21 protein-coding genes are annotated in these 23,714 nt (G+C 71.8%); 12 read left to right on the top strand and 9 right to left on the bottom strand.

Annotation, left to right across the window (positions count from 1 at the left end; genetic code table 11):
* The first annotated feature begins 88 nt into the window (after nt 1-88).
* Together DA075_RS16825 and fhuF are read left to right on the top strand one after the other, a co-directional pair.
* Nucleotides 89-1,339, top strand: a complete 1,251-nt coding sequence (locus tag DA075_RS16825) for an MFS transporter (RefSeq protein WP_099954213.1) — start codon at nt 89-91, stop codon at nt 1,337-1,339.
* Complete coding sequence (gene fhuF / locus DA075_RS16820; protein ID WP_099954212.1) at nt 1,336-2,064, top strand: siderophore-iron reductase FhuF; 729 nt, start codon at nt 1,336-1,338, stop codon at nt 2,062-2,064. Before DA075_RS16825 ends, fhuF begins: the two co-directional genes overlap by 4 nt.
* Here the strand turns inward: fhuF and DA075_RS16815 are convergent.
* From DA075_RS16815 to DA075_RS16800, 4 genes are all read right to left on the bottom strand, one after another.
* Complete coding sequence (locus DA075_RS16815; protein ID WP_099954211.1) at nt 2,051-3,226, bottom strand: glutathionylspermidine synthase family protein; 1,176 nt, start codon at nt 3,224-3,226, stop codon at nt 2,051-2,053. The genes fhuF and DA075_RS16815 overlap by 14 nt on opposite strands.
* Entirely contained in the window at nt 3,226-3,837 is a 612-nt protein-coding gene (locus DA075_RS16810; RefSeq protein WP_338067977.1) for a DUF1190 domain-containing protein, read from the bottom strand. The genes DA075_RS16815 and DA075_RS16810 overlap by 1 nt, the downstream gene beginning before the upstream one ends.
* Nucleotides 3,838-3,882: 45 nt before the next feature.
* Nucleotides 3,883-4,281 carry a DUF350 domain-containing protein gene (locus DA075_RS16805; protein ID WP_099956639.1) on the bottom strand — a complete coding sequence of 133 codons (399 nt, stop codon included), beginning with the start codon at nt 4,279-4,281 and terminating at the stop codon, nt 3,883-3,885.
* A gap of 158 nt (nt 4,282-4,439) precedes the next feature.
* Entirely contained in the window at nt 4,440-5,339 is a 900-nt protein-coding gene (locus tag DA075_RS16800) for a LysR family transcriptional regulator (protein ID WP_099954209.1), read from the bottom strand.
* Nucleotides 5,340-5,563: 224 nt separating this feature from the next.
* Here DA075_RS16800 and DA075_RS16795 point away from each other — a divergent pair, with 224 nt between their 5' ends.
* From DA075_RS16795 to DA075_RS16765, 8 genes are all read left to right on the top strand, one after another.
* Nucleotides 5,564-7,084, top strand: a complete 1,521-nt coding sequence (locus DA075_RS16795; protein ID WP_099954208.1) for an ABC transporter substrate-binding protein — start codon at nt 5,564-5,566, stop codon at nt 7,082-7,084.
* Between the two features lie 11 nt (nt 7,085-7,095).
* The gene (locus DA075_RS16790) at nt 7,096-8,010 is read left to right on the top strand and encodes an ABC transporter permease (RefSeq protein WP_099954207.1); all 915 of its coding nucleotides are present in this window, start codon (nt 7,096-7,098) and stop codon (nt 8,008-8,010) included.
* Nucleotides 8,007-8,927 (top strand): ABC transporter permease, encoded by a 921-nt coding sequence (locus tag DA075_RS16785; RefSeq protein WP_099954206.1) that lies wholly within the window; start codon nt 8,007-8,009, stop codon nt 8,925-8,927. The genes DA075_RS16790 and DA075_RS16785 overlap by 4 nt, the downstream gene beginning before the upstream one ends.
* Before the next feature lie 55 nt (nt 8,928-8,982).
* Nucleotides 8,983-10,398 carry a M20 family metallopeptidase gene (locus DA075_RS16780; protein ID WP_099954205.1) on the top strand — a complete coding sequence of 472 codons (1,416 nt, stop codon included), beginning with the start codon at nt 8,983-8,985 and terminating at the stop codon, nt 10,396-10,398.
* A 324-nt stretch (nt 10,399-10,722) separates the two neighbouring features.
* On the top strand, nt 10,723-12,336 hold the full coding sequence (locus DA075_RS16775; protein ID WP_099954204.1) for an ABC transporter ATP-binding protein: 1,614 nt from the start codon (nt 10,723-10,725) through the stop codon (nt 12,334-12,336).
* 105 nt (nt 12,337-12,441) lie between these two features.
* Nucleotides 12,442-13,056 (top strand): aminotransferase class I/II-fold pyridoxal phosphate-dependent enzyme, encoded by a 615-nt coding sequence (locus DA075_RS38150; RefSeq protein ID WP_276330914.1) that lies wholly within the window; start codon nt 12,442-12,444, stop codon nt 13,054-13,056.
* A complete protein-coding gene (locus DA075_RS38145; protein ID WP_276330937.1) occupies nt 12,945-13,616 on the top strand; it encodes an aminotransferase class I/II-fold pyridoxal phosphate-dependent enzyme in 672 nt (223 codons plus the stop codon). The genes DA075_RS38150 and DA075_RS38145 overlap by 112 nt, the downstream gene beginning before the upstream one ends.
* Before the next feature lie 109 nt (nt 13,617-13,725).
* Nucleotides 13,726-14,706: a catalase family peroxidase gene (locus tag DA075_RS16765; protein WP_099954203.1), complete on the top strand. Its 981-nt coding sequence runs from the start codon at nt 13,726-13,728 to the stop codon at nt 14,704-14,706.
* Nucleotides 14,707-14,813: 107 nt separating this feature from the next.
* Here the strand turns inward: DA075_RS16765 and DA075_RS16760 are convergent, their stop codons facing one another.
* Genes DA075_RS16760 through DA075_RS16740 form a run of 5 tightly spaced genes read right to left on the bottom strand, consistent with a single transcriptional unit; the run spans nt 14,814 to nt 20,717 of the window.
* Nucleotides 14,814-17,243: a glycosyl hydrolase 2 galactose-binding domain-containing protein gene (locus DA075_RS16760; RefSeq protein ID WP_099954202.1), complete on the bottom strand. Its 2,430-nt coding sequence runs from the start codon at nt 17,241-17,243 to the stop codon at nt 14,814-14,816.
* A 7-nt stretch (nt 17,244-17,250) separates the two neighbouring features.
* Entirely contained in the window at nt 17,251-18,237 is a 987-nt protein-coding gene (locus DA075_RS16755) for a DUF1839 family protein (protein WP_099954201.1), read from the bottom strand.
* A 7-nt stretch (nt 18,238-18,244) separates the two neighbouring features.
* Nucleotides 18,245-19,222: an amino acid--[acyl-carrier-protein] ligase gene (locus DA075_RS16750; RefSeq protein ID WP_099954200.1), complete on the bottom strand. Its 978-nt coding sequence runs from the start codon at nt 19,220-19,222 to the stop codon at nt 18,245-18,247.
* Nucleotides 19,222-20,466 (bottom strand): acyl-CoA dehydrogenase family protein, encoded by a 1,245-nt coding sequence (locus tag DA075_RS16745; RefSeq protein WP_244936160.1) that lies wholly within the window; start codon nt 20,464-20,466, stop codon nt 19,222-19,224. The genes DA075_RS16750 and DA075_RS16745 overlap by 1 nt, the downstream gene beginning before the upstream one ends.
* Nucleotides 20,463-20,717 (bottom strand): acyl carrier protein, encoded by a 255-nt coding sequence (locus tag DA075_RS16740; RefSeq protein WP_099954199.1) that lies wholly within the window; start codon nt 20,715-20,717, stop codon nt 20,463-20,465. Before DA075_RS16740 ends, DA075_RS16745 begins: the two co-directional genes overlap by 4 nt.
* A gap of 654 nt (nt 20,718-21,371) precedes the next feature.
* Between DA075_RS16740 and repA the strand changes: the two genes are divergently transcribed.
* Together repA and repB are read left to right on the top strand one after the other, a co-directional pair.
* A complete protein-coding gene (gene repA, locus DA075_RS16735; protein ID WP_099954198.1) occupies nt 21,372-22,580 on the top strand; it encodes a plasmid partitioning protein RepA in 1,209 nt (402 codons plus the stop codon).
* Nucleotides 22,577-23,710 (top strand): plasmid partitioning protein RepB, encoded by a 1,134-nt coding sequence (gene repB, locus DA075_RS16730; RefSeq protein ID WP_099954197.1) that lies wholly within the window; start codon nt 22,577-22,579, stop codon nt 23,708-23,710. Before repA ends, repB begins: the two co-directional genes overlap by 4 nt.
* Nucleotides 23,711-23,714 lie beyond the last annotated feature (4 nt).

Here is a 23,714-nt window from a genome sequence, read left to right as displayed (position 1 = left end):
CCTGTATACAAAGAAGAATTAGTGTGATTCCAAAGTACCCTCCGCGCGTCACGGCGCGCGACGCGGCCGGTCCGGGCGATGATGCGCCGTGACGCAGGCCGTCGCGCTCCGCAAGACCCACGGCGTCCTCGCCGGGTTGCGCCCGCTCCTCCCGTTCTTCTGTCTCTACGTGACCTTCGGGGCGACGCTCGGCTTCCTGTCCGGCGGGGCGCCGCTGATCCTGCGGGCGCGGGGCCTCGATCTCGCCGAGGTCGGGCTGTTGCAGCTCATCAACCTGCCGGTCGGGCTGACCTTCCTGTGGGCGTTCCTGCTCGACCGGGTGCGCCTGCCGTTCCTCGGCCGCCGCCTCGGCTGGATCGTCGCGGCGCAAGGCGCCGCGGTCGCGCTGCTGGCGACCTTGAGCCTCGGGGAGCACTGGCCGCTGCCGGCGCTGCTGGGGCTCGCCATCGCCACCTGCGCCTGCATCGCCACCATGGACATCGCGCTGGAGGCCCTGGTGGTCGAGACGGTGCCGGCGGAGCGGCGGGCCTTCGTCGCCTCGGCCAAGCTCTGCGGCGCCTCGCTCGGGGGCATCCTGGGCGTCGGCGTGCTGGTCGGCTCCTACGACACGCTCGGCTGGCCGGCGGCGCTCCTCGCCTGCGCCGGGCTCGACGCGCTCTGCCTTTTGCCGATCCTCGCCTATCCGGAGGCGCGGCTGCAGGGGGCCGGCGGCGTGCCGGAGCGCTGGACTGGCTCGTTCGCGCGCCTGCGCCAGCTGGCCGGCCGCATCGCGGCGCTCGGCGCCTATTTCGCTGCGGCCTACCTGCTGGCCGGACCCAACACCCTGGCGCTGCTCGATCTCGGCGTGCCGCTGGGCCGGGTCGGCTTCCTCACCGGCACCGTCCTGCCGGCGGTCAACCTGGTGATGGCACTGATGGCCGGCGGCCTCGCGGCCCGGTTCGGCACGCTGCGGCTGATCGGCCTCGGCGGGATCGGGGTGCTCTGCGCCGGCGGCCTGATGGCGGCGGCCTGCCTGTTTCGCTCCGAGGGGCTGGGGGTGGCCGCCACGGTCCTGAACTTCGTCTTCGGCGGCTTCCTCGGGGTGCCGGTGTTCAACATGATCTATCGCTGGGCTCAAGGGCCGCGGCCAGCCACCGACTACGCGCTGCTGTTCGGCGCCGCCTTCTTCGCGGCGATGCCGCTGCGCGTCGCCGCCCCGGCACTTGCCGGCTGGGCCGGCTGGCCGGGCTACTTCGCCGCCGCGATGCTGCCCTATGCCGCGGCGCTCGCCTGGCTCGCGCTCGAGATCGCCCGGACGTTGCGGGACGACCGGGCGGGGGGACGGGGATCCCCGCGATGATTCCCGATGTCGCGTCCCACGTGCCGGCCTCGCTCGGGACCTATCGCGACGGCGTGGCGGCCGAGACCGGCGGGGCGGCGGCGACGCCCCTCGTCGCCTTGCGCGATCCCACGGTGTTCGACGCCACGCTGGCGGCCTTCGCAGCCGGGCTCGGCGCCGATCCCGGCACGGTCGACCGGCGGGCCCTGGTCTCGTACTGGAGCCAGTTCTACCTCGCGCCGCTCGCCACGCCGGTGATGACGGCTCTGGTGCGCCTCGGGCGGCCGCTGCCGCTGGCCTTCGCGACGACGAGCCTCGAGCTCGACGCGGCCGGCCGCCCGGCCCGCTTCCTGGTGCGGCCCACGGCGTCGGACAAGACGTGCATCGGCCTCACCGGCCTCGTCGAGGACCATCTGCGGCCCTTCGTCGAGCTGTGCCGGGCGCAATGCGGCATCGCCCCCCGGGTGATCTGGGGCAACGCCGCGGTGATCCTCGACTACGTCGCCCGCCAGCTCGGCGAGACCGAGACGCAGGCCTGCCCCGAGGTCGCGGCCTGCCTCGGCTGGTGCGGCGGGGCCCCTTGCGCCCGCACTCCGCTGGCCCAGGCCCTGTGCGGCCGGCGGCGGCGCACCTGCTGCCTGCGCCAGCGCCTGCCGGGGGTGCCGTCCTGCGGGGAGTTGTGCCCGGTCCGGGAGGGCGGCGGGTGCTGCGGGTTCGCCTCGCCGGGCCCGGTCACGGATCGATGACGTGCGGCACGAAGCGGGCCCGGTCCGTGGTGATGGGCCCGTCGCCCTCGCGCAGGCACAGGCCGGCGGGCTCGTCCCCGACGATCCAGCTGCCGACGAGGGCGTGGCGCCCGTCGAAGCGGGGCAGCGCCGCGAGGCCCTGGCGGACGAAGCCCTCGGTCCCGTAAGGCCCCTCGACCCGTGCCGCCACCGCACCGTCGCGCACGATCAGCACGTTGGCGCCCTCCCGGGCGTAGAGCGGCTTCCTGACGAAGCTGTCGCCGAGGGCGGCCTTGGCCGGGTCCTCCTCGAAGAAGGCCGGCAGCAGGTTCGGATGGCCCGGCGCCATCGCCCAGAGATGGGCCAGCATCCCCTTGTTGGAGAGAACCGCCTTCCAGGGCGGTTCGAGGAAGCGGGTGGGCGAGGCACCGACCGCCCGGCCGAACGGATCGGACCACATCCATTCCCACGGGTAGAGCTTGAACAGAGCCTCGATCGGGCGCCCGGCCTCGTCCACGAACCACCCGTCGGAATTGCGCCCGATCGCCTCGACCGGCAGGAAGGGCGCGGCGAGGCCGGCCTGGAGGGCGCAATCCTGCAGGTAGGCGACGGTGCCGCGGTCCTCCGGCGCGTCGGCAAAGCTCGCAAAGGCGATGCCGGGGACGCGCAAGGCGCCGCCGACCGCCGCGAGGCGCGCGACCAGCCGCTCGTGCACGGCGTTGAACTGGTCGGAGCCCGCCGGCAGGCGGCCGCGGGCGAGCCCGTCCTCGAGCCACAGCCACTGGAACACCGCGCACTCGTAGAGGGCGGTCGGCGTGTCGGCGTTGACTTCGAGGAGCTTCGCCGGCCCGGTTCCGGCCCCGCCGTAGCTGAGGTCGAGGCGGCCGTAGAGGGAAGGGTCGCGCCGGCGCCAGCTCGCCCGGATCGCGTCCCAGGCGTGCTCGGGGATCCTCAGGGAGGCGAGGATCCTCTCATCCGCGACAGCGCGCGCGACGAAGGCGAGGCAGAGCGCGTGCAGCTCGCGGCTCGGCTCCTCGATGTCCTGCTCGATCTCCGCGAGGCTGAAGGCGTAACGGGCGCTCTCGTCCCAGTAGGGCGCCCCGTCGAAGGAGTGGAACTGGAAGCCGGCGCGGGCGGCGTGCTCGCGCCAGTCGGGCCGCTCGGGCGTCGCGATGCGGCGCATCAGCCGCCCCCGGACCCGTGCCCGCTCCCCGCCGCCGCGACAGCCCGCCCGGTCCCGCCGAAGCCGCCGCGGGCGATGATGCGCGGGGTCGAGGTCGTGCCGCGGGCGACCGTGGCGGGGACATGGGCCCGCGAGCCGCCGCCCGCGTAGACGACCCGGCCGCCCGATCCGGTGCAGAAGCCGCCGGCCGTCCCGCCGCCATGGGCGGCGTGCGGCTGCTCCTCCTCCGGGGCGTGGGCGTAGAGCGGCTGGACCGGCAGGTCCTGCTCGTCCGTCCGGCCCATCATGAAGGCGGCCATCACCGGCAGGGTGCGACCTTGCGCGGCCGGCGTCACCATCGCGCCGGGCACGCAGCCGCCGCGGCCGTGGTGGCGCTCGCAATCGGCCAGGGTCTCGTAGCGCGGCGCGCTCGCGGCGTAGGCGGCGCGGGCGGCGGCCTCGGCATCGGTGCAGGCCTGGGCGCTGCGCACCCGGTCGGCGATGCAGGCGTCGAGCGTGCGATAGACCAGCACGTCCTCGTCCCGCTGCGAGGCATCGAGGCGGGCGAGCGCGAACGCCCCGGCCCCGGCTCCGGCGACGAGCACCAGGGAGAGGGTGGCCGAGCGCTTCATGCGGCGGGCCGTGTCCGGGGGAGAGGCAGGCTCTCTCATGTCGTCTCAATAGGTCATCGAGGCGGCATTCAGGACGCCGCCGGCAACGGAGGCGGCCCCGAGCAGGCAGGCCGCCGCCATCCGGTCGTCCTCGATCCGCCGCGACAGGTCCGGCAGGACGAGGCGGACCAGCCAGTAGACCGCGATCTGCACCACCAGGGCGACGAGGCCCCAGACCAGGCAGTCGAGCACGGAGCCGGCGTTGTAGATCGCCACCGCCAGCGGCAGGGTGAAGCCGATCAGGCTGCCACCGAGCGCGACCGACGCGGCCGTCACGTCCCGGCGGATCAGCGCCACCTCGTTATGCGCCGTGGCGAGGGTGTAGACGGTCAGGTAGAGGCCGGTCAGGCCTGCGGCCGCACCGAGATAGAGCAGGAATTCGGGCAGCCCGGCGATCGACGTCATGGCGACCATATCATGGTGTCGACATCACGGCGTCGGACGAGCCACGTTCGCCGGCGGAGATCTCATCGAGACGAGCAGGATGCAAGGCTGGCGAAATCCTTCGATCGTCTGAGGCCCACCGATTCGTCCGGTCAGTGTCATCAGGCAAAGCCCGACCGTCAACTCCGCGCCGGCGGCAGCGCCGCCACCAAGGCGGCCAGGAAGGCCTGCACCGCGCGCGGCAGGCGCCGGTCGCGCATGGTCTGGATCTCGATGCCCCGGGCGAGGCTGCGGCGGGACCGGATCGGCAGCACCCGGAACTCGCCGCGCTCGACCTGGCCCTGGAGCGCGACCGAGGACAGCAGGGTCAGGCCCCGGGTGCGGCGCAGGAAGGGCAGGACGGACGAGACGGTGTTGGAGGTGAGCGCCGGCTCGATCGCGATGCCCTCCGCCGCGCAGGCGGCATCGAGGATCGTGCGCAGGGTGGTGTCCCGCGGCAGGAGCGCGACCGGGTATTGCGCGAGATCGCAGAGCCCGATCAGCCCGCGCCCGGCGAGCGGATGGTCGGGGGTGCACAGGGCCACCATGTCGAGGCTGCCGCGATAGGCGACCGTGGTCTCGGTAGAGGGCTCCAGGCTGAAGGTGAGCCCGAGATCGGCGTCGCCCTGGACCACCCGGTGGGTGACCTGGCCCGGCGGCAGCACGCTCAGCTCGAAGCGGATGCCCGGATGGCGGGTGTGGAACGCGGCCATCGCCTCCGGCACGAGATCGATGGCGAAGGCCTCGGTACAGGCGACGCGCACGAGACCGCGCCACAGGCCCTCCAGCTCCTGGATCTCGGTGACGACCTGCTCGGCGCTCGCCAGCACCTGATGGGCGTGGCGGGCGAGCAGCTCGCCCGCCTGGCTCAGCACCATGCCGCGTGGCCGGCGCTCGAACAGCAGGCAGGCGAGCTCGGCCTCCAGGTTGGCGATCTGCCGGCTGATCGCGGACGGCGCGACGTTGAGCCGGTTCGAGGCCGCCGCGATCGTGCCCTCGCGGGCGACCGCCAGGAAGTAGCGCAACGCCGTGGTCTGCATCCCCCGTCCCGCCTCGTTCGGCGCATGCCTTGCCGTTTCGGCAACGAACCTATCGATAAATTCGACTTGCTGCGATCGAATCTGCGCAACATCCTGGCATGGTGTTTTTTGCGGCAGTGCACCATGACGGGTCCGAGCGCCCGCGCTGCCCACGACGAGGCGGAGCCGACATGCCGATACGGATGCCGACACGGATCGAAGCGGGCAGGATTCCGGCGAGCCGGATGCGCAAGGCGGGGGCGCTGGTCGCGGGACTCCTCCTCGCCGGCATCGCGGGCCCGGCTCTGGCGGCCAAGGCCAACGACACCCTGGTCTACGCCTCCGACAGCGAGCCGGAGAACCTGAGCCCCTACCACAACAACCTGCGCGAAGGGGTGATCCTCGCCCGCAACGTCTGGGACACTCTCCTCTACCGCGATCCGGCGACCGGCCAGCACCAGCCGATGCTCGCCACCGCCTGGACCTGGGTCGACCCGGTGACGCTCGATCTCACGATCCGCGACGGCGTGACCTTCCACAACGGCGATCCCCTGACGCCCGAGGACGTCGCCTTCACCTTCAACTACGTGCTGACGCCCGAGGCGAAGATCGTCACCAAGGGCAATGTCGACTGGATGAAGTCGACCGAGGTGACCGGGCCGCACAGCGTGCGGATCCACCTCAAGGCGCCGTTCCCGGCCGCCCTCGAATACCTCTCGGGCCCGACCCCGATCCTGCCCGCCGCCTACTTCAAGAAGACCGGCCTCGACGGCTTCAGCAAGGCGCCGGTCGGCACCGGTCCCTACCGCATCGTCTCGGTCGAGAGCGGCCGGAGCGTGAAGATGGTGCGCAACGACAAGTACTGGCCGGGCAGCCCGATCGGCAGGGCGAAGATCGGCAAGCTCGAGTTTCGCATCATCCCGGACGCCGACAGCCGCATGGCCGAACTGATGACCGGCGGCGTCGACTGGATCTGGCGCGTGCCGACCGACCAGGCCGAGCAGCTGAAGAGCGATCCCACCCTCACCGTCGTGTCGGCCGAGACGATGCGGGTCGGCTACCTGCAATTCGACGTGCAGGGCCGCGCCATGGAGAACTCGCCCATCAAGGACGTGCGGGTGCGCCAGGCGATCGCCCACGCCATCGACCGCAAGGCGATGGTCGACAACCTGGCACGCGGCGGCGCCCGGGTGATGAACGCGCTATGCTTCATCGAGCAGTTCGGCTGCACCGAGGAGGGCGTGCCCACTTACGCCTACGACCCGGCCAAGGCGCGGACGCTCCTCAAGGAGGCCGGCTACCCCAACGGCTTCGACATCGATCTCTCGGCCTATCGCGAGCGCGATTACGCCGAGGCGGTCATCGGCTACCTGCGCGCCGTCGGCATCCGCGCCAGGCTCAACTACCTGCGCTACGCCGCCTTCCGCGACGCGCTCCGGGCCGGCAAGACCTCGATCGGCTACCAGACCTGGGGCTCGTTCTCGATCAACGACGTCTCGGCCTTCACCGGGATCTATTTCCGCGGCGGCGAGGAGGACCTGGCCCGCGATCCGACCGTGATCGCCGACCTCCAGGCCGGCGACACCAGCACCGATCCGGCGATCCGCAAGGCCAAGTACGCCGAGGCGCTCAAGCGCATCGGGGCCCAGGCCTACGCGCTGCCGATGTTCTCCTATCCGTCGAACTACGCCTTCAGCGCGGACCTGACCTTCACCGCGCAGACCGACGAGGTGCCGCGCTTCTACGCCGCGTCCTGGAAGAAGTAGGAGGGGGCGCCATGCTGGGCTTCGCGCTGCGGCGCATCCTCGTCGCCATCGCCGTCGCGCTCACCGTCTCGGTGGCGAGCTTCCTGCTCCTGCACCTCTCGGGCGACCTCGCCACCGCGATCGCCGGCCCGGAGGCGACGGGCGAGCAGATCGCGGCGGTCCGTGCGCAGCACGGGCTCGACCAGCCGCTGGTGGTCCAGTTCGGCACCTGGGCCTGGCGGGCGCTCCACTTCGATTTCGGCCGCTCGTTCTACTTCCCCGAGCAGGTGACCGACCTCGTCGCCGCCCGCATGCCGGTGACCCTGACGCTCGGAATCATCGCGCTCGCCGTGGCTTTGCTCGTCGCGATCCCGCTGGGCGTGCTGGCGGCGTTCTACCGCGACACCTGGCTCGACCGGGCGGCGCTCGCCGTCTCGGTGCTGGGCCAGGCGATGCCGAGCTTCTGGTTCGGCCTCACCCTGATCCTGATCTTCTCCGTCAACCTGCGCTGGCTGCCGGTCTCCGGCAACGCGACCTGGAAGCACTTCATCCTGCCGGCCGTGGCGCTCGGCTACTACGCCATGCCGGCGGTGATGCGCCTCACCCGCAACGGCATGCTGGAGGTCCTGTCCTCGGACTATGTCCGCACCGCCCGCGCCAAGGGTCTGCCGCCGCGCAAGATCCTGATCCGCCACGCGTTGCGCAACGCCGTGATCCCGGTGATCGCGCTCGCCGCGGTGCAGTTCGGGTTCATGCTCGGCGGCTCGATCGTGATCGAGGCGGTGTTCTCGCTCCAGGGTCTCGGCCAGCTCGCCTGGGAATCGATCGCCCGCAACGACTTTCCCGTGGTCCAGGCGATCGTGCTGGTGCTGGCGATGATCTACATCGCCCTGACGCTGGCCGCCGACCTCCTCAATGCCCTCCTGGATCCGAGGCTGCGCTCATGACGACCCGGCCCGCCTCCCCCCTCGCAGCGCCTCCCGCCGAGATCGTCCTGCCCCCGGCGCGCTCGCCGGCGGTGATCGCGCTCCGGCGCGGCCTGTCCCATGGCGGCTTCCTGATCGGGGCCGGCCTCGTCGGATTCGTCGTGCTGATGGCGCTCGCAGCCCCGCTCATCGCCCCGCACGACCCCTACGCCCAGGACGTGTCGCGCCGGCTGATCCCGCCTTTCTGGCACGCCAAGGGCAGCGTCGAGCACCTTCTCGGCACCGACAAGCTCGGGCGCGACTACCTGAGCCGCCTGATCTACGGCAGCCAGATCTCGCTGCTGATCGGCCTCTCCGCCGCCCTGATCTCGGGGGTGATCGGCACCACGCTCGGGGTGCTGGCCGGCTATTATGGCGGGCGGGTCGACGCGGTGGTGAGCTACGTCGTCACCACGCGCCTCGCGATGCCGGTGGTGCTGGTGGCGCTCGCCATGGCCTCGCTGGTCGGCGGCTCGCTGAAGGTCGTGGTGCTGGTGCTGGGATTCCTGCTCTGGGACCGCTTCGCGGTGGTGACGCGCGCCGCGACCCGGCAGGTGCGGTCCCAGGACTTCGTCTCTGCCGCCAAGGCCGCGGGCTTTGGCCCGGTGCGGATCCTCGCCCAGGAGATCCTGCCCAACATCCTCAACGCGCTGATCGTCGTCGCGACCCTGGAAATGGCGCACGCGATCCTGCTCGAAGCCGCCCTGTCCTTCCTCGGCCTCGGCGTGCAGCCGCCGCTGCCGTCCTGGGGGCTGATGATCGCCGAGGGCAAGCAGTACATGGTCTTCCAGCCCTGGGTCATCACCATCCCGGGCGTGGCGCTCCTGATCCTGGTCCTCGGCATCAACCTGCTGGGGGACGGGGTGCGCGACATCACCGCCCCGGAAGGGCGCCACTGACCTCCCCTCCCCTGTCGCCCTCCCCCACCGCACGCGTGAAGAAGAGAGCTCCTCCATGTCGCGACGCGACGCCATCGGGCTGGCCCACCGGCACTACGACGACGGCGGCTTCCTCGCCGTGCTCCGCGAGGCGGTCGCCCTGCCGACCGAGAGCCAGGCTCCGGACCAGGGACCGGCGCTTGCCGCCTACCTCACCCGGTTCGTCGCCCCCCTGGTGTCGCGCCTCGGCTTCCAGACCCGCCTCCTCGACAACCCGGTCCCTGGGCGCGGGCCGTTCCTGATCGCCACCCGGCACGAGGGCGACGACCTGCCGACCGTGCTCACCTACGGCCACGGCGACACGGTGCGGAACTACCCCGAGCAGTGGCGCGCCGGCCTGCACCCGCTCCAGGTCACGGTCGAGGGCGAGCGCTGGTACGGGCGCGGCACCGCCGACAACAAGGGCCAGCACCTGATCAACCTCGGCGCCCTCGAGGCGGTGATGCAGGCCCGCGGAGGCCGGCTCGGCTTCAACGTCAAGCTCTTGATCGAGATGGGCGAGGAGGCCGGCTCGCCGGGCCTGCGCGAGGTCTGCCGCGAAGAGGCCGAGGCGCTCTCCGCCGACCTCCTCATCGCCTCCGACGGGCCGCGGATCGAGGCGGCGCGGCCGACCATGTTCCTGGGGTCGCGCGGCGGCACCACCTTCGAGCTGGTGGTGGACTTGCGCGACGGCGGCCACCATTCGGGCAACTGGGGCGGGCTCCTGCGCAATCCCGGCACCGTGCTGGCGAACGCCATCGCGACCCTGGTCGACGGGCAGGGCAAGATCCTCCTCGACGCGCTTCGCCCGCCGCCGATCCCCGCGGGTGTGCGGGCGGCGCTCGCCGACATCACGGTCGGGGGCGATCCGAACGCGCCGGCGATCGACGAGGGCTGGGGCGAGCCGGGCCTGACCCCGGCCGAGCGGGTCTTCGGCTGGAACACCCTCGAAGTCCTGGCCTTCAAGTGCGGCGATCCGGACGGGCCGCAGAACGCGGTGCCGCCCAACGCCAAGGCGACCCTGCAGCTGCGCTTCGTCGTCGGCACCGATTGGGAAGGCCTGCTCCCGGCGATCCGCCGGCATCTCGACGCGCACGGCTTACCCATGGTCGAGGTGCGGGCGACCCGCGGCGAGGTCTTTCGCGCCACCCGCCTGCCGGTCGAGGATCCGTGGGTTCCTTTCGCTTTGTCCTCGATCGAGGCCAGCACGGGCAAGCGCCCGGCGCTGCTGCCCAATCTCGGCGGCTCGCTGCCGAACGACGCCTTCTCGGAGATCCTCGGCCTGCCGACGCTCTGGGTGCCGCATTCCTACCCGGCCTGCTCGCAACACGCGCCGGACGAGCACCTCTTGGGGGCCCCGACCCGCGAGGCCCTGGGGCTGATGGCTGGTTTGTTCTGGGACCTCGGCGAGACCGGGCCGGCGGTGCTGGCGGAGCGCAAGGCAGCGGGCTGAGGGGGCGTCAGGCCAGTATACCGGCACTGATACCATCGCGCTTTCGAACGAGTCCGTTCGAAGGCGCGGCGGTATGACATCCTCTGCGTCATCCCGGGGCCGCGCAGCGGAACCCGGGATCCATATCCGCCGACGCTTCAGGATGAAGTGGAACGCTGACCGCCTTGTCCTGTGCCGTCAGCGGTTATCGATCCCGGGTTCTCGGCTGCGCCGAGCCCCGGGATGACGCGGAGGGCATGAATGCCGTCGAGACCCTGACAACAGTCTCGAACAAGGCTTCATCCGATTGCATCAGCCCGCCCCTCGGGCGCGAAAGGGCCAGAGATGAGCGAACCGATCGTCCAGATCCGCAACCTGACCCTCGCCCTGCCGCGGGGCGCCGACCGGCCGCACGCGGTCGAGGATCTGAGCCTCGACCTGATGCCGGGGCGTATCCTCTGCGTCGTCGGTGAATCGGGCTCGGGCAAGTCGATGAGCGCCTACGCGCTCACCGGCCTCCTGCCGCGCTCGCTCAAGGTCGCGGGCGGCGAGATCCGGTTCGAGGGCCGGGACCTGCTGCGCCTCGACGAGCGCGCCTGGCGGCATTTGCGCGGCCGGCGGATCGCGATGATCTTCCAGGAGCCGATGACGGCGCTCAACCCGGTGATGCGCATCGGCGACCAGATCGCCGAGATGTTCGAGGCCCACGACCTCCTCACCCCCAAGGAGCGGCGCGAGCGCGCGGTCTTGCTCGCCCGCGAGGTCGGCCTGCCCGACCCCGAGCAGATCGTGAGGGCCTACCCGCACCAGCTCTCGGGCGGTCAGCGCCAGCGGGCGATGATCGCCATGGCGCTGGCGCTGGAACCCGCCGTGCTGGTGGCCGACGAGCCGACGACGGCCCTCGACGTGACGACCCAGGCGCAGATCCTCAAGCTGATCCGCACCATCCAGCAGCGCCGCAACATGGCGGTCCTGTTCATCACCCACGATTTCGGCGTCGTCGCCGACATCGCCGACCACGTCGCGGTGCTCCAGCGCGGCCGGCTGGTCGAATCCGGCTCGGCCGAGGCGGTGCTGCGCCACCCCCGACACGCCTACACCAAGGCGCTGCTCGCCGCCGTGCCGAGCCTGACCCCGCCGCAGCGCGAGCCGATCACCGCGGCGCCGGTCGCCCTCTCAGTGGCGAACCTCGCCAAGACCTACGCCACCCGCGCCGGCCTCCTCGGCAAGCCCCGGGTGGTGGCGGCGGTCAAGGAGGTGAGCTTCGATCTGCGCCGCGGCGAGACCCTCGGCATCGTCGGCGAGTCGGGCTCCGGCAAGTCGACCACGGCGCGGCTGGCGATCCGCCTGATCGAGCCCGATCACGGCACGGTGCGCCTCGGCAGCCTCGACTTCACGGCGCTCAAGGCCACGGCTCTGCGCGACGAGCGCCGGCGGATCCAGATGATCTTCCAGGATCCCTTCGCCTCGCTCAATCCCCGCCGCACCGTCGAGCAGATCATCGCCGGCGGCCCGATCGCCCACGGCACCCCGTCCCGCCAGGCGCGGGCCCGGGCGCGCGAGCTCCTCGACCTCGTCGGCCTGCCGCCGAGCGCCGCCGAGCGCTACCCGAACGCCTTCTCGGGCGGCCAGCGCCAGCGCATCGGCATCGCCCGGGCGCTCGCCATGGAGCCGGACGTGCTCGTCGCCGACGAGGCGGTCTCGGCCCTCGACGTCTCGGTCCAGGCGCAGGTGCTGGCGCTCCTGGAGGACCTGAAGCAGCGCCTCGGCATCGCGATGCTGTTCATCACCCACGACCTGCGCGTGGCGGCGGCGATCTGCGACCGGATCGCCGTGATGCACCGGGGCGAGATCGTCGAGACGAACCGCACCGAGGCCTTGTTCCGGGCACCCGGGCATCCCTACACACGCAGCCTGCTGGCGGCGGTGCCCGGCGCGCTGTTCGCCGAGACGGCGTGAGGGGCGAGATCGCCCACACCTCGCCCGTGCCCGGCGGTCGATCCGCGCGGATCGTCCGCCCCCCACGCCCGGGCGTCCCCACCCGAACCCCGCGAGCCTGCCGCCATGGTGCCGTCCTCCCCCCTCCCCGCCCCACGGCCGGCCTTCGCCCGGTGGATGGGCACCACCAACCAGATCACCCGGACCTTCCTCGCCGCCGGCGCCATCCCCGACCTGATCAACGTCGCCGGCGGCCTGCCCGACCCGGACATCTACCCCACCGACGGCCTCGCCGAGATCGCCCGCCGGGCGGTCGCCGAGCATCCGGACGAGGTCCTGGGCTACGGGCCGGTCGAGGGGCTGCCGCGCTTACGGCACGCCCTCGCCCGGCGCCTCAGTTCGCCGGCGCTGCCGCTGACGCACGACAACGTGCTGGTGACCACCTCCGGGATGCAGGCCCTCGACCTCGTGGGGAAGGTGCTCCTGGAGGAAGGCGGGCTGATCGCCGGCCAATACCCGACCTATCTCGGCGCCCTCGATGCCTGGCGCCCGCGCGCGCCGCGCTCACGGGCGCGCAATTCGCCTACGCGGTGCCGAACTTCTCGAACCCCACCGGACGCCTCGTCGGCCTGGAGACGCGCCGGGCCCTCGTCGCGGCGGCGCACGACACCGGCACCTGGCTCGTCGAGGACGATCCCTACGGCACCCTGCAGTATGACGGGGCGCCGCTGCCGCGCCTGATCGAATTGTCGGCGCAAGCCGCGCCGGGGAAGCCCTATGCCGGCCCGGTCGTCTCCATGGGCACGCTCTCGAAGGAGATCGCGCCCGGCCTGCGCATCGGCTGGATCGTCGCGGCGCCGGCGATGATCGAGGCGCTGACGCTCGCCAAGCAGGGGTCGGACCTGTGCACCAGCGGCCTGACGCAGCGCATCGCCCTCGCGGCGATCGAGACCGGCCTGATCGAGGCGATCCGGCCTTCCGTCATCGCGCTCTACCGGGCGCGCCGGGACGCGCTCTGTGCCGCCCTCGACGCCCACCTGTCCGCGTGGTTCGACTGGGAGGTGCCGGTCGGCGGCATGTTCGTCTGGGCGACCGCCAGGGACTTGACCCTCGACACCGACGCACTGCTCCCGCACGCCCTGGCGGCCGGGATCTGCTACGCGCCGAGCAGCGTCTTCGACGCCGCCGGGGCGAACCGGCGGGGGATGCGGATCAACTTCACCCTCAACAAGCCGGAGCGGCTGGACGAGGGGATGCGGCGCCTCGCGGTGGCGGTCGCCGCGTTCCGGCGGGCAGCCTGATCCGGCCTGTCACCGGCGGGAAACGATCCAGGTACAGATTGGAATCAGACTTGCAATAAAGTTGCACGCAATTCAAACTGCCCCTCGGCAATCCCGAGGAAACGCCTCCATGATCCGGTCCTTCTCCCTCCTGGCCAGCACCGCCGTGCTGGCCAGTCTCGTCGCGCCCGTGCAGGCCGAGGAGGCCGATCCCGGCGCGATCGTCGCCCTGCAATTCGCCGTCAGCGGGGACCACAAGGGCGTGCGCGCAAGCGGCGCCAAGGGCGTCTGCCTCAAGGGCAGCTTCACGCCCGCCCCCGACGCGGCCACCCTGTCGAAGGCACCCCAGTTCGCCAAGCCCGTGCCGGTCACCGCCCGCTTCTCGATGGGCGGCGGCAACCCGAAGATCTCGGACAAGACCAAGCCGACCACCCGCGGCTTCGCGATGCGGATGATGGATCCAGCCGGCGACATGACCTTCGTGGTCATTTCCGCCCCGGTCTTCTCGACGAAGACGCCGGCGCAGCTCCTCGAATTCCTCAAGGTCCGCGTGCCGGGGCCGGACGGCAAGCCGAATGCCGAGGCGATCAAGGCCTTCGCCGCGCAGAACCCGGAGACCGGCCGCCAGGCGGCGTGGCTCAACGCGCGACCGGTGCCGGCAAGCTTCGCGGGCACCGATTACTGGGCGGTGCACGCCTACACGCTGACGAACGCCAGGGGCGAGACGACGAAGGCCAAGCTGAAGTTCGTCGCCGCCGACAAGGCGACCCTCTCGGACGAGGAGCTGAAGGCCAAGCCCGACGCGTTCTACGCCGACGAACTGAAGGAGCGGCTGGCCCGGGGCCCGGCGCGGTTCGATCTCGTGGCGATCCTGGCCGAGCCGGACGACCCGACCACGGACGTCACCGCGACCTGGCCGGAGGACGAGCGCAGGACGAAGACGCTCGGCACCCTGGCGATCGCGGGAATAGAGCCCGACGCCACCTGCGACGCCGCCACCTTCGACCCTGTGGTCGACCTGCCCGTGGGCATTGCCGGCCCGGCCGACGACCCGATGTTCGCGATCCGCTCGCCGGCCTACGCGGTGTCGCTGTCACGGCGGTCGAACTGAGACGAGGCCCCTCCCGGAGCTGGCGAAAAGGTCGGCCCGCTGCCGATCGAGGCATGGCGACGGCCACGATGGCGCGCCCTCGCAACGGCGGGGCGGCGGCTGGGTTCTCAGAACCGCACCGCCCCGCTCCCGTTCACCGCCCGTACCATCCCGCTCGGCCGCCCTCCCGTCCCGGTCAGCGCGAGGTGGCGTTCTCCCCCCGGCGCCAGATGGAACCAGTTGTCCGACGGGCGTCCCTCGCCGTCGAGCACCACATGCACCCCGAGGGCGTGCTGCGCCGTCGCGACCCGCAGCACGACGCCGTCCCGGTCCTCGACGAGAGCGGCGGAGAGGCCGATCTCCCGCGGCGTCGCATCCCGGCCGGCCTGATGATGGAAGGCCTCGGCCAGCAGCGTCCCGTCGGCGCGGGCGAGCCGCAGATGCGCCAGGGCGTGCGCGGCCGGGCCGAAGCGATAGGATGCGGTCGCGTCGAAGAAGCGGCCGAGCAGGGCGGCCGAGGACAGGGTGACGGCCTCGCGGGGTGCGAGCGACAGGGCCCGCTCCGCCTTGGCGGCGACCTTGCCAGCGGCGGTGGTGAAGGTGAGCGCGAGGGTGGCGTCGATCGCCGCGGCGGTCTCGTTCCGCAGATGGGCGTGGAGGCCGTTCAATCCCTCGTCCGAGAGCACGGCCTGGACCGGACGGAAGGCACGCTTGAGGGCGTACCAGGCCGATTTCGGCCGCCCGGCGGCGTCGACCACGCCCCAGCCCGCCCCCGGCGCGAGGTCGCGATGGAGCCAGACCAGGCCGCCGGCGGTGAGCGAGCCCGCGCGGCGCCACTCGGCAAAGGTCGCCTCCATCACCTCGGCGACGGCGGCGCGGCCGAGCATCAGGTAGCGCTCCGGATCGTCGCGGCGCAAGCGCTCCGGGTCGACGCCGTAGAGGGCGCCGACGTAATGGTCGCGCACGCCCTCGAAATCCCAGTCGGCGCCGCGGTCGCGCGGCACGACGAGGCCCCAGGCGGGATCGCGCGGATCGGTCAGCCCCGCCTCGCGCAACGAGACGGGCTCTGGCACGTTGGCGAAGGCCAGGCACTCGGAGGCGAAGCGCACCTCGGCCCGGCGCGCATCCTCGAATGGGCGGCCATAGGCGCCGACGCCGTAATAGTGGGTCACGCCCGCATTCGTGGAGAAGGGAAGGTCGCCGCCCGAGGGCGAGTTCGGCACCACGACGAGGTCGGGCCGGCGCGCGGCGACGCCCTCCCGCAGCATCGCCTCCACCGCCCCGGCCCGCCAGACCGATTCGGGAAAGCCGAGCATCGCGGCCTGCTGCTCGACCTCGCTGCCGCCGCCGACGACGCAGAGCGAGGGCGAGGATTGGAGCCGGTCGAGGAGCTGCGCGACCTCGGTTTCGAGCGCCGCCCGGAAGGCGGGATCGTCGACAGGATAGTCGAAATTCGCCAGCATCAGGTCCTGCCAGACCAGGATGCCGAGCTCGTCGCAGAGGTCGTGGAAGGCCTGTGCCTCGTACAGCATCGTGCCGCCGACCCGCAGCATGTTCATGCCGGCCTCGGCGGCGAGTTCAAGGAGCGGGGCGTAAGCGTCGCGGTCGCCCGGCAGGCCGACGAGGTCGGGCGGGGTCCAGCAGGCACCGCGGCAGAAGACCGGCACGCCGTTGACCGCGAGGCTCAGGCCCTCCGCGAAGGGACTGACCTGCGTGATGGTGCGGAATCCGACCCGGCCGAGATCGAACGTCTCGCCGCCGGCCTCGACCGCGACGGCGTGCAGCCGCGGCTCGCCATGGCTGTGCGGCCACCACAGGGCGACGCCCGGCAGCGCGAGCCGGCCCTCGAACCGGCCGGGCGCGGTCTCGGCGAGCCGAGCCGTACGGCCGTCGCAGCGCACCATGACGGGGCCGCCGGCCTCCGGAAGGCTCAGGCCAACGCTGAGGATCCCGGTCCCGTCCTCGACGCTCGCCCGCAGGTCGATCCCGGTCGGCCGCCCCCCCTCCCCTCTCCGGGTGATCGGCCGGTACGGGCCGACGGCGTCGACGCCCGGGCACCAGCCCGGCATGAAGCCGAGCAGCGTGGTGCGGGCGTGGCGGAGCGAGCCGGGCGTCGCGAGCTGGGGTCGCCAGCGGCCGCGCTTGTGAGGCCGGGCGAGATCCTGCGCCAGGGAGCGGAAGGCGAGCGCGAGGATGTGGCTGCCATCGAGATCGACCGCGACCTCGTGGGCGAGGAACATCGAGCGGGACGTGAGGAGGAGCCGGCCGTCGAGCCAGACCTCGCAGAGCGTCGCCAAGCCCTCGAACCGCAGGATCTCGCGGCCCCGGCCCGCGAGCGACGTACGATACCAGATGTCGGAGCCGTGCAGCGGCGTCGGCTCCCGGTCCGACCATCGGCCGGCGGCGCGAAGCGCCCCCGCGGCGGTGCCGGGCACCGGAGCGGGGACGAAGCCTGACAGGGTGTCGAGGTCACCGGGCCCGGCGCAGGCGCCTGGTCCGGTCACGATCATCTCCCACGGACCGTCGAGGGTCCGGTCGACGGTCCGCAGACGAGCCATGCGCGGGTCAGTCCGTCGCGAGGGCACGGTCGAGGGCGGCGAACACCGTCGCGTAGGTCGCCTCGGCGGCCGACAGCCGCTCGGGGAGTCTGGCGAGCTTGCCGCGGGAGAAGGCGCGGGCGAGCTGGAACTGGAACGCCTTGGCCTCCTGCGCGAGCCGTGTCGCCGCCTCCGCCGCCTCACCGAGCGGCCCCGCCCCCGCCTCGGTCAGCCAGGCGAGATGGCTGCCCAGAAGCTCGAAATTGGCCCCGAGCTGGCGGGTGGTGTTGAAGGCGTAAGAATGGAAGGCCGAGAGCGGACGCTGCACGAAGGAATCCGGCTTCGCCGCCAGGGCCTCGCGGAAGGCGGTGACCGGGTTGCGCCCGGGCGCGTGGGCACGATGGCGGCGCAGGAGCGCCAGGGCGGCGCCCGGCAGCGCGGATTCCGACAGCGCCGGGCCGCACGGCTTCACGAACTCGGCATAGGGCAGGAGCCGCCCCTTCGCGAAGAGGCCGTCGTAATCGGCGCCGTCGAGCTGGAAGCGGCCGGCATTGTGGATGTAGTCGAGCCGGCGCCGCTCCGGATCGAGGGCCAGGATCGCGACCGTGGTCTTGGCGGCCTCGCGCCCGTAGGTGGTGCCGGCCGTGTCGGGCAGGTAGAAGGCGTCGACCTCGACCAGCACCGGCAGGCCGCGGGCCGTCTGGACCAGGCAGTGGCGCTCCAGGTCCTCGTAGAGTGCCAGTTCCAGGATCTCCAGGCCGTAAAGCGACTCGATGTCGGCGGGTTTCGGCTTGAAGAAGGTGAATTGGTCGCCCTCGAAATCCTGCCGCAGGGTGAAGCCCAGCATCGCCTCGGGCGCGAGACCCCGCAGGTGCAGGAGCTCGATCCACAGATCGACGTAGCAATTCGTCTCCGGCCAGGTCCGGTCGGGGGCGTGGAGCGCGTGCGGCGCATGGGGCGCCGCGGACGTCTCCGTCCGCGGCGTGTCGAGCGGGAGCGCAAGAGCGGCCGACATCGCGGCCTCAGCCGAAGAGCTGGGCGCGCACGTCCGCCGGCCAGGCATCGAGATCGAGGCCGTGATGGCGCAGCAGCGCGAGGGTAATCCGCTCCAGGCCGAAGCCGACGCAGGCGGTGTGGGCCACCGAGCCGTCGGCCTGATGGATGCCCCAGGTCGTGCCGAAATGGTCCTGGTGGTAGTTGAAGCTGAGGCAGGCGGTCGGCTTGTCCTCGCTGTTGACCGGCACGTTCAGCTCGAACTTGAGCGCCTGGGCGCGCTGGTTGTTGGCCAGCATCTTGCCGGCGCGGCCGAAGAACGGATCGTTGGCCGGGTCGATGGCGAGCGGAAGGCCGAGGTCGCTCATCATCTTGGTGCCGCGCTCGAGCCACAGCTCGCGGAAGGCCAGCACCTGCTCCGGCGTGCCCATGCGGACGTATTCGCGCATGCGGAACAGCTGCATGCGGGTCGGCTCCAGCGAGGGCTCGTGCCGGAAGCAGTAGGATTGCAGGTCGAACAGCAACCCGCCTTCCGGGAGCCGGCCGCGGGCGGCGGCGACGGGGTAGAGCGGGTAGCAGGCGGCCGGCGTCAGCACGATGTCGGTCGCGGCCTGCTTGGCGGTCCAGTCCTCGCCGGCATCGAGGCAGGCGAGCAGCCGGGCGTGGTCGGCCTCGTTGCCGCAGAAGCTGTGCACCGTGCCGGCGAGGTGCGGGAAGCCCTTGAGGTAGCCGCTGCGCTCGAAGCTGGACCGCGCCATGCCGGGCGGGAAGCGCAAAGCTTCGGCGCCGTCGGCCCCGCCGATGCGCGAGACCAGCCGGTCGAGGGCCTCGACCACGCTCTCGAAGGCGCCGGAGCGGCCGTAGAGCCCGTCGACCCCGGTGCGGATCAGGAGGCCGCGGTCGAACAGGCGGTCGAGGAACGAGCGCGGCGCGGGCGCCGCAGAGCCCGCATCGGTGATCGCCTCGTCGGCGGCGGGCAGGAGATCGGAGGAGAGGCTCTGGTCCATCACGCGCTCAGGAGCTTGCCGCTGCCCTTCTGCACCAGCAGGAGGTTGGCGGTGTTGGAGAGGATGCGGTCGTTGCTGATCATCAGCGGCGCCGACAGGACGTCGCGCAGCTGCCGGCCGAGGCTGAACGGGGTGCCGTTCTTGTAGCCCGCGATGCCGACCACCGAGAGGGCGCGCTGCACGATGTCGACGGCCTGGGCGGAGACGGTGGTCTTCACGTTGTTGAGCATGATCGAGAAGCCGATCGCGCTCAGCGCGTCGGGATCGCCCTTGGCGGCCTCGTAGCGCGCGAGCCCGGCGACGATCGTGCTCTTCATCGCCTGGAGTTCGTTGGCGGCCTCCGCGAGGCGGAGCGCCCCGGGGGGCACCTGGCCCGGCTTCTTGCGCGCCTCGCCCTGCACGAAGGCGCGGGCACGGTCGACGGCGTAGCTGCTGATCCCGAACCACACGCTGCCCCAGAGCAGGTGCGAGGCGGCGAGCATCGATTGCGCGGCGATCTCCGCGAAGGGCTTCTGCAGCACCTGGGCCAGCGGCAGGCCCTCGGCCTTGAGCAGGAAGCCGTCGCTGCAGGTGCCGCGCATGCCGAGCGTGTCCCACACGCTGGTCCGCTCGAGGGTGATCTGGTCGGCGAGGAGCGCCACCAGCACCTGGTCGGAGGTCGCGGCCCCGGGGTGGCGGCGGGCGGTGGCGAGGATCAGGTCGGCCTGCGCACCGTAGGAGATGACGCTCGCCTCCTTGGTCAGGCGGAAGGTGGCGCCGTCTGCCCCGTCCTGGGCCTCGACGGCGCAGAGGCTGTTGCGCAGGTCGCCGCCGATGCCGGCCTCGGTGGTCGAGGAGGCGATGAGCAGCTGCTCGCCCGCGATCCGCTCCATCAGCGCGCCATGCCAGGCGCTGTCCTGGCCATGGGTGACGAGGCTCGCGAGCTTGATGTGGTGCATCGCGAAGACCATGGCGGCGGCCGAGCAGGCGCGCCCGAGGATGGCGCAGAGCTCGGCGATCTCGCTCATCGAGGCCCCCTCCCCTCCCAGGGAGCGGGGCACCTGGATGCCGAGCAGGCGCTCGGCCTTGAGGGCGGCGACCGCCTCCGCCGGGAACCGGCCCTCGCGGTCGACCGCGTCCGCGTAGCGGGCGGCTTCGTCCGCCACGCGCTTGGCCCGTTCGTCGAGGCCGCCGGCCGGGGCCGCCGCGACCGGGACGGCCGCCGCGACGGGCACCGTCGCCGCGACCTCAACGTGCATGTTCATGCGGCCTCCTGCTGGCGAAGGCCGGACACCGTGTCCCGGATGATGCGGATGGTCGAGAACGAGCGCCGGCTGAGGGCCGAATCCGGGAACTCGATGTCGAACCGCTCCTCGAGGGCCAGCATCAGCTGCACCGAGCCGAAGGAGTCCAATCCCTTCTCGAACAGGTCGTCGTCGTCCGACAGGGTGTCGACCACGCCCTTGAGTGCGTCCAGCGACGTCAGCACGTCCCGGATGTCAGAGATCTCGACCATGAGGCACCACCTTCCTGTGTGAGACACGAGTCGCATCCGGCAGATGAGAATGCAATCTCGGGGACAAAGTTTGGTAAATTTTCGGATGTCTATTTTAGAGAAAGATCCGATCCACTGCGGGGCGGAGCGGTCGATCCGAGTGGATGGGAGACACTAAACTCTGAACAGCTTAACGGCTCGCAAATCGGAGAACCCGTGCGGGGACAAGTTTCCGTCAAGCTTACGGATTTCGTCGGGAGCGGATGGGGCCTGCCGCGCGCGAGAGACCCTCGCGTCGGTCGCCGTCCGGTGGCGGTCGCGCCACGGGTGGATCGTGGTGGAAGTGCCTTGATGGAAGTGCCTTGGAAGTCCGTCGCGGCGCCGATCCGGACCCTAGCGCCGGCGGGACGCGCGATGAAGCGGCCGGCACCGCCCCATTTCGAGGTAGGAAGCGGGCCCGTCCGGTGAGGCCGCTGCCGCTTCGGGTGGAGGGGCAGCCCCATGATCCCCCCTGCCCCGCCGCCGGGTCGCGCTGCCGGCGTGCGCGGGCGGCGCGCCAGGCTTGCGCGGGGCTTGTGCAGGGCCTGCGCCGCCGATTGCGAATCGGCTTCGGAACGGGCCAATTGCAGTTTGAACGCCGAACCGGCGAATTTTCTGCAAACAGGGTCTGCGAGGATGAATCAGCATAAGCCGCCGCTCCCCCCTGCTCCGGTCGCACCCGCGGCGATGATCGGCGCCCATGCGGCGACGCTTCGCGCGCAGTTGCAGGCGATCTCCTCGGGGCTGTTTCCGCCCACCGCCGCCAAGGGCCTGCGCCGCTTCACCTCGACGGAGGCCGCCCGGATCATCGGCGTGACGGTGTCGCGGCTGCAGCAGCTCGCGGCCGACGGGCTCGGGCCGCAGCCGGAGGTCTCGGCCAACGGGCGCCGCTCCTACACGCTGGCCGACATCCACGGCCTGCGCACCTATCTCGACGAGAACACGCGGGGTGGCCGGCGCTACCAGCCCCGGCGAAGCGCGAACGAGCACCTGCAGGTCGTGGCGGTCGCGAACTTCAAGGGCGGATCGGGCAAGACCACCACCACCGCCCATCTCGCCCAGTCCCTGGTGCTGCGCGGCTACCGCGTGCTCGCCATCGACCTCGATCCCCAGGCCAGCCTCTCGGCCCTGATGGGCGTGCAGCCCGAGCTCGATGTCGGGACCGACGAGACCCTCTACGGCGCGATCCGCTACGACGACGCCAAGCCCCTGCGCGACGTGGTGCGCCCGACCTACTTCACCGGCCTCGACCTGGTGCCGGCCAACCTCGAATTGATGGAGTTCGAGCACGAGACGCCGCGGGCCTTGAGCCGCCGCCGGGCCGGCGAGCCCCTGTTCTTCGACCGGGTCGCCCACGCGATCGAGACGGTGGCCGATGATTACGACGTCGTCGTCATCGATTGCCCGCCGCAGCTCGGCTACCTGACCCTCTCGGCGCTCTGCGCCGCGACCTCGCTGCTGATCACCGTTCATCCCCAGATGCTCGACGTCGCCTCGATGAGCCAGTTCCTGGCGATGACCGAGGACCTGCTCGGCGTCGTGGCGGAATCCGGCGGGCGGCTGCAATATGACTGGCTGCGCTACCTCGTGACCCGCTACGAGCAGCAGGACGCGCCGCAGACGCGCATCGTCGGCATGCTGCGCACCCTGTTCGAGGACGCGGTGCTGACCGCGCCGATGCTCAAATCCTCGGCGGTCTCCGACGCCGGCCTGTCGAAGCAGACCCTCTACGAGATCGGCCGCGAGAGCGTGACCCGCTCGACCTACGACCGGGCGCTCGAATCGCTCGAGGCCGTCAACGGCGAGATCGAGGGCCTGATCCGCCGTGCCTGGGGCCGGCCATGAGCCGCAAGTCAAACCTCGACGCGCTGTTCGGCGCCAAGCCACTCCCCAAGCCGCAGCCGGCGCCAGCCTCCGACCCCGAGGCCGCCCCGGCGCCGGAGCCCGAGGCGTTTGCAGCTGCAAACGTGACCCCGTCCGAGTCGGAGTTTGCAGCTGCAAACCCCCGCGCCCCGGATTCCCATGTCCAGGAGCCACGCGCCCAGGAGCCCCGCGCCCAGGAGCCCCGCGTCCCCGAGCGCAACCGCAGCGGCGCGGTTCGGGCGATGAGCAGCACCCTGCGGGGGCTGGCCGCCCGGGCGGACGCCGCGGCGGAGATCGAGGCCGGCACCGTCGTCATCGAGATCGAGCCGGACCGGATCGACGATTCCTTCATCGCCGACCGGGTGGCCGATGCCAACGATCCGGGCCTTCCGGCCCTCGTCGAGAGCATCCGCGAGAGCGGCCAGCAGGTACCGATCCTGGTGCGGCCGCACCCGTCGAGCCCGGAGCGCTATCAGGTCGCCTATGGCCGCCGCCGCATCCAGGCGGCGCGGCGCCTCGCCCGGCCCGTCCGCGCCGTGGTGCGCCCGCTCACCGATGCCGAATTGGTGGTGGCGCAGGGCAAGGAGAACCTGGAGCGGCAGGACCTGAGCTACATCGAGCGGGCCTTCTTCGCGCTGCGGCTCGAGGAGCACGGCTTCCCCCGCGCCACGATCACCGCCGCGATGGGCGTCGGCAAGGGCGACCTCTCGACCCTGATCTCGGTGGCCCGCACGGTTCCGGCGGAGATCGTCCGGGCGATCGGCCCGGCCCCGGCCGCCGGGCGGCCGCGCTGGATGCTCCTCGCCGAGCGGATCAAGGCGGCGCAGGCCGGCCGGATCGCCGGATTGATCGCCGATCCGGGCTTTCAGGCAAAGCCCACCAACGAGCGCTTCACGGCTGTGCTGAACGCGCTGGCGCCCCCCGCCGCCAAGCGGCCGGCACCGCAGCTCTGGAGCGACGAGGCCGGCCGCTTCATCGCCCGGATCGAGCGCACGCCCGACCGGGTCGCCCTGTCCTTCGACGAGACCCTGGAGCCCGGCCTCGCCGATTACGTCCTCGACCGGCTGCCGGAGATCCTGGCCGCCTACCGGGCCGGCCGCGCCAAGCCCTGACGCC

The sequence above is a fragment of the Methylobacterium currus genome (assembly GCF_003058325.1).
In the GTDB taxonomy this organism is placed as follows: domain Bacteria; phylum Pseudomonadota; class Alphaproteobacteria; order Rhizobiales; family Beijerinckiaceae; genus Methylobacterium; species Methylobacterium currus.
This window is presented reverse-complemented; position numbering and strand designations above follow the sequence as displayed.

Bases quoted from the DNA above. Each gene is read 5' to 3' on its own strand.
- DA075_RS16765 (WP_099954203.1), top strand. From the start codon at position 13,726: ATGATCCGGTCCTTCTCCCTCCTGGCCAGCACCGCCGTGCTGGCCAGT.
- DA075_RS16785 (WP_099954206.1), top strand. From the start codon at position 8,007: ATGACGACCCGGCCCGCCTCCCCCCTCGCAGCGCCTCCCGCCGAGATC.
- DA075_RS16750 (WP_099954200.1), bottom strand. From the start codon at position 19,222: ATGGACCAGAGCCTCTCCTCCGATCTCCTGCCCGCCGCCGACGAGGCG.
- repA (WP_099954198.1), top strand. From the start codon at position 21,372: ATGAATCAGCATAAGCCGCCGCTCCCCCCTGCTCCGGTCGCACCCGCG.
- DA075_RS38150 (WP_276330914.1), top strand. From the start codon at position 12,442: ATGGTGCCGTCCTCCCCCCTCCCCGCCCCACGGCCGGCCTTCGCCCGG.
- DA075_RS16815 (WP_099954211.1), bottom strand. From the start codon at position 3,226: ATGCGCCGCATCGCGACGCCCGAGCGGCCCGACTGGCGCGAGCACGCC.
- DA075_RS16740 (WP_099954199.1), bottom strand. From the start codon at position 20,717: ATGGTCGAGATCTCTGACATCCGGGACGTGCTGACGTCGCTGGACGCA.
- DA075_RS16795 (WP_099954208.1), top strand. From the start codon at position 5,564: ATGCGCAAGGCGGGGGCGCTGGTCGCGGGACTCCTCCTCGCCGGCATC.
- DA075_RS16760 (WP_099954202.1), bottom strand. From the start codon at position 17,243: ATGGCTCGTCTGCGGACCGTCGACCGGACCCTCGACGGTCCGTGGGAG.
- DA075_RS16790 (WP_099954207.1), top strand. From the start codon at position 7,096: ATGCTGGGCTTCGCGCTGCGGCGCATCCTCGTCGCCATCGCCGTCGCG.
- DA075_RS16775 (WP_099954204.1), top strand. From the start codon at position 10,723: ATGAGCGAACCGATCGTCCAGATCCGCAACCTGACCCTCGCCCTGCCG.
- repB (WP_099954197.1), top strand. From the start codon at position 22,577: ATGAGCCGCAAGTCAAACCTCGACGCGCTGTTCGGCGCCAAGCCACTC.
- DA075_RS16780 (WP_099954205.1), top strand. From the start codon at position 8,983: ATGTCGCGACGCGACGCCATCGGGCTGGCCCACCGGCACTACGACGAC.
- DA075_RS16745 (WP_244936160.1), bottom strand. From the start codon at position 20,466: ATGAACATGCACGTTGAGGTCGCGGCGACGGTGCCCGTCGCGGCGGCC.
- DA075_RS16755 (WP_099954201.1), bottom strand. From the start codon at position 18,237: ATGTCGGCCGCTCTTGCGCTCCCGCTCGACACGCCGCGGACGGAGACG.
- DA075_RS16800 (WP_099954209.1), bottom strand. From the start codon at position 5,339: ATGCAGACCACGGCGTTGCGCTACTTCCTGGCGGTCGCCCGCGAGGGC.
- fhuF (WP_099954212.1), top strand. From the start codon at position 1,336: ATGATTCCCGATGTCGCGTCCCACGTGCCGGCCTCGCTCGGGACCTAT.
- DA075_RS16810 (WP_338067977.1), bottom strand. From the start codon at position 3,837: ATGAAGCGCTCGGCCACCCTCTCCCTGGTGCTCGTCGCCGGAGCCGGG.
- DA075_RS16805 (WP_099956639.1), bottom strand. From the start codon at position 4,281: ATGACGTCGATCGCCGGGCTGCCCGAATTCCTGCTCTATCTCGGTGCG.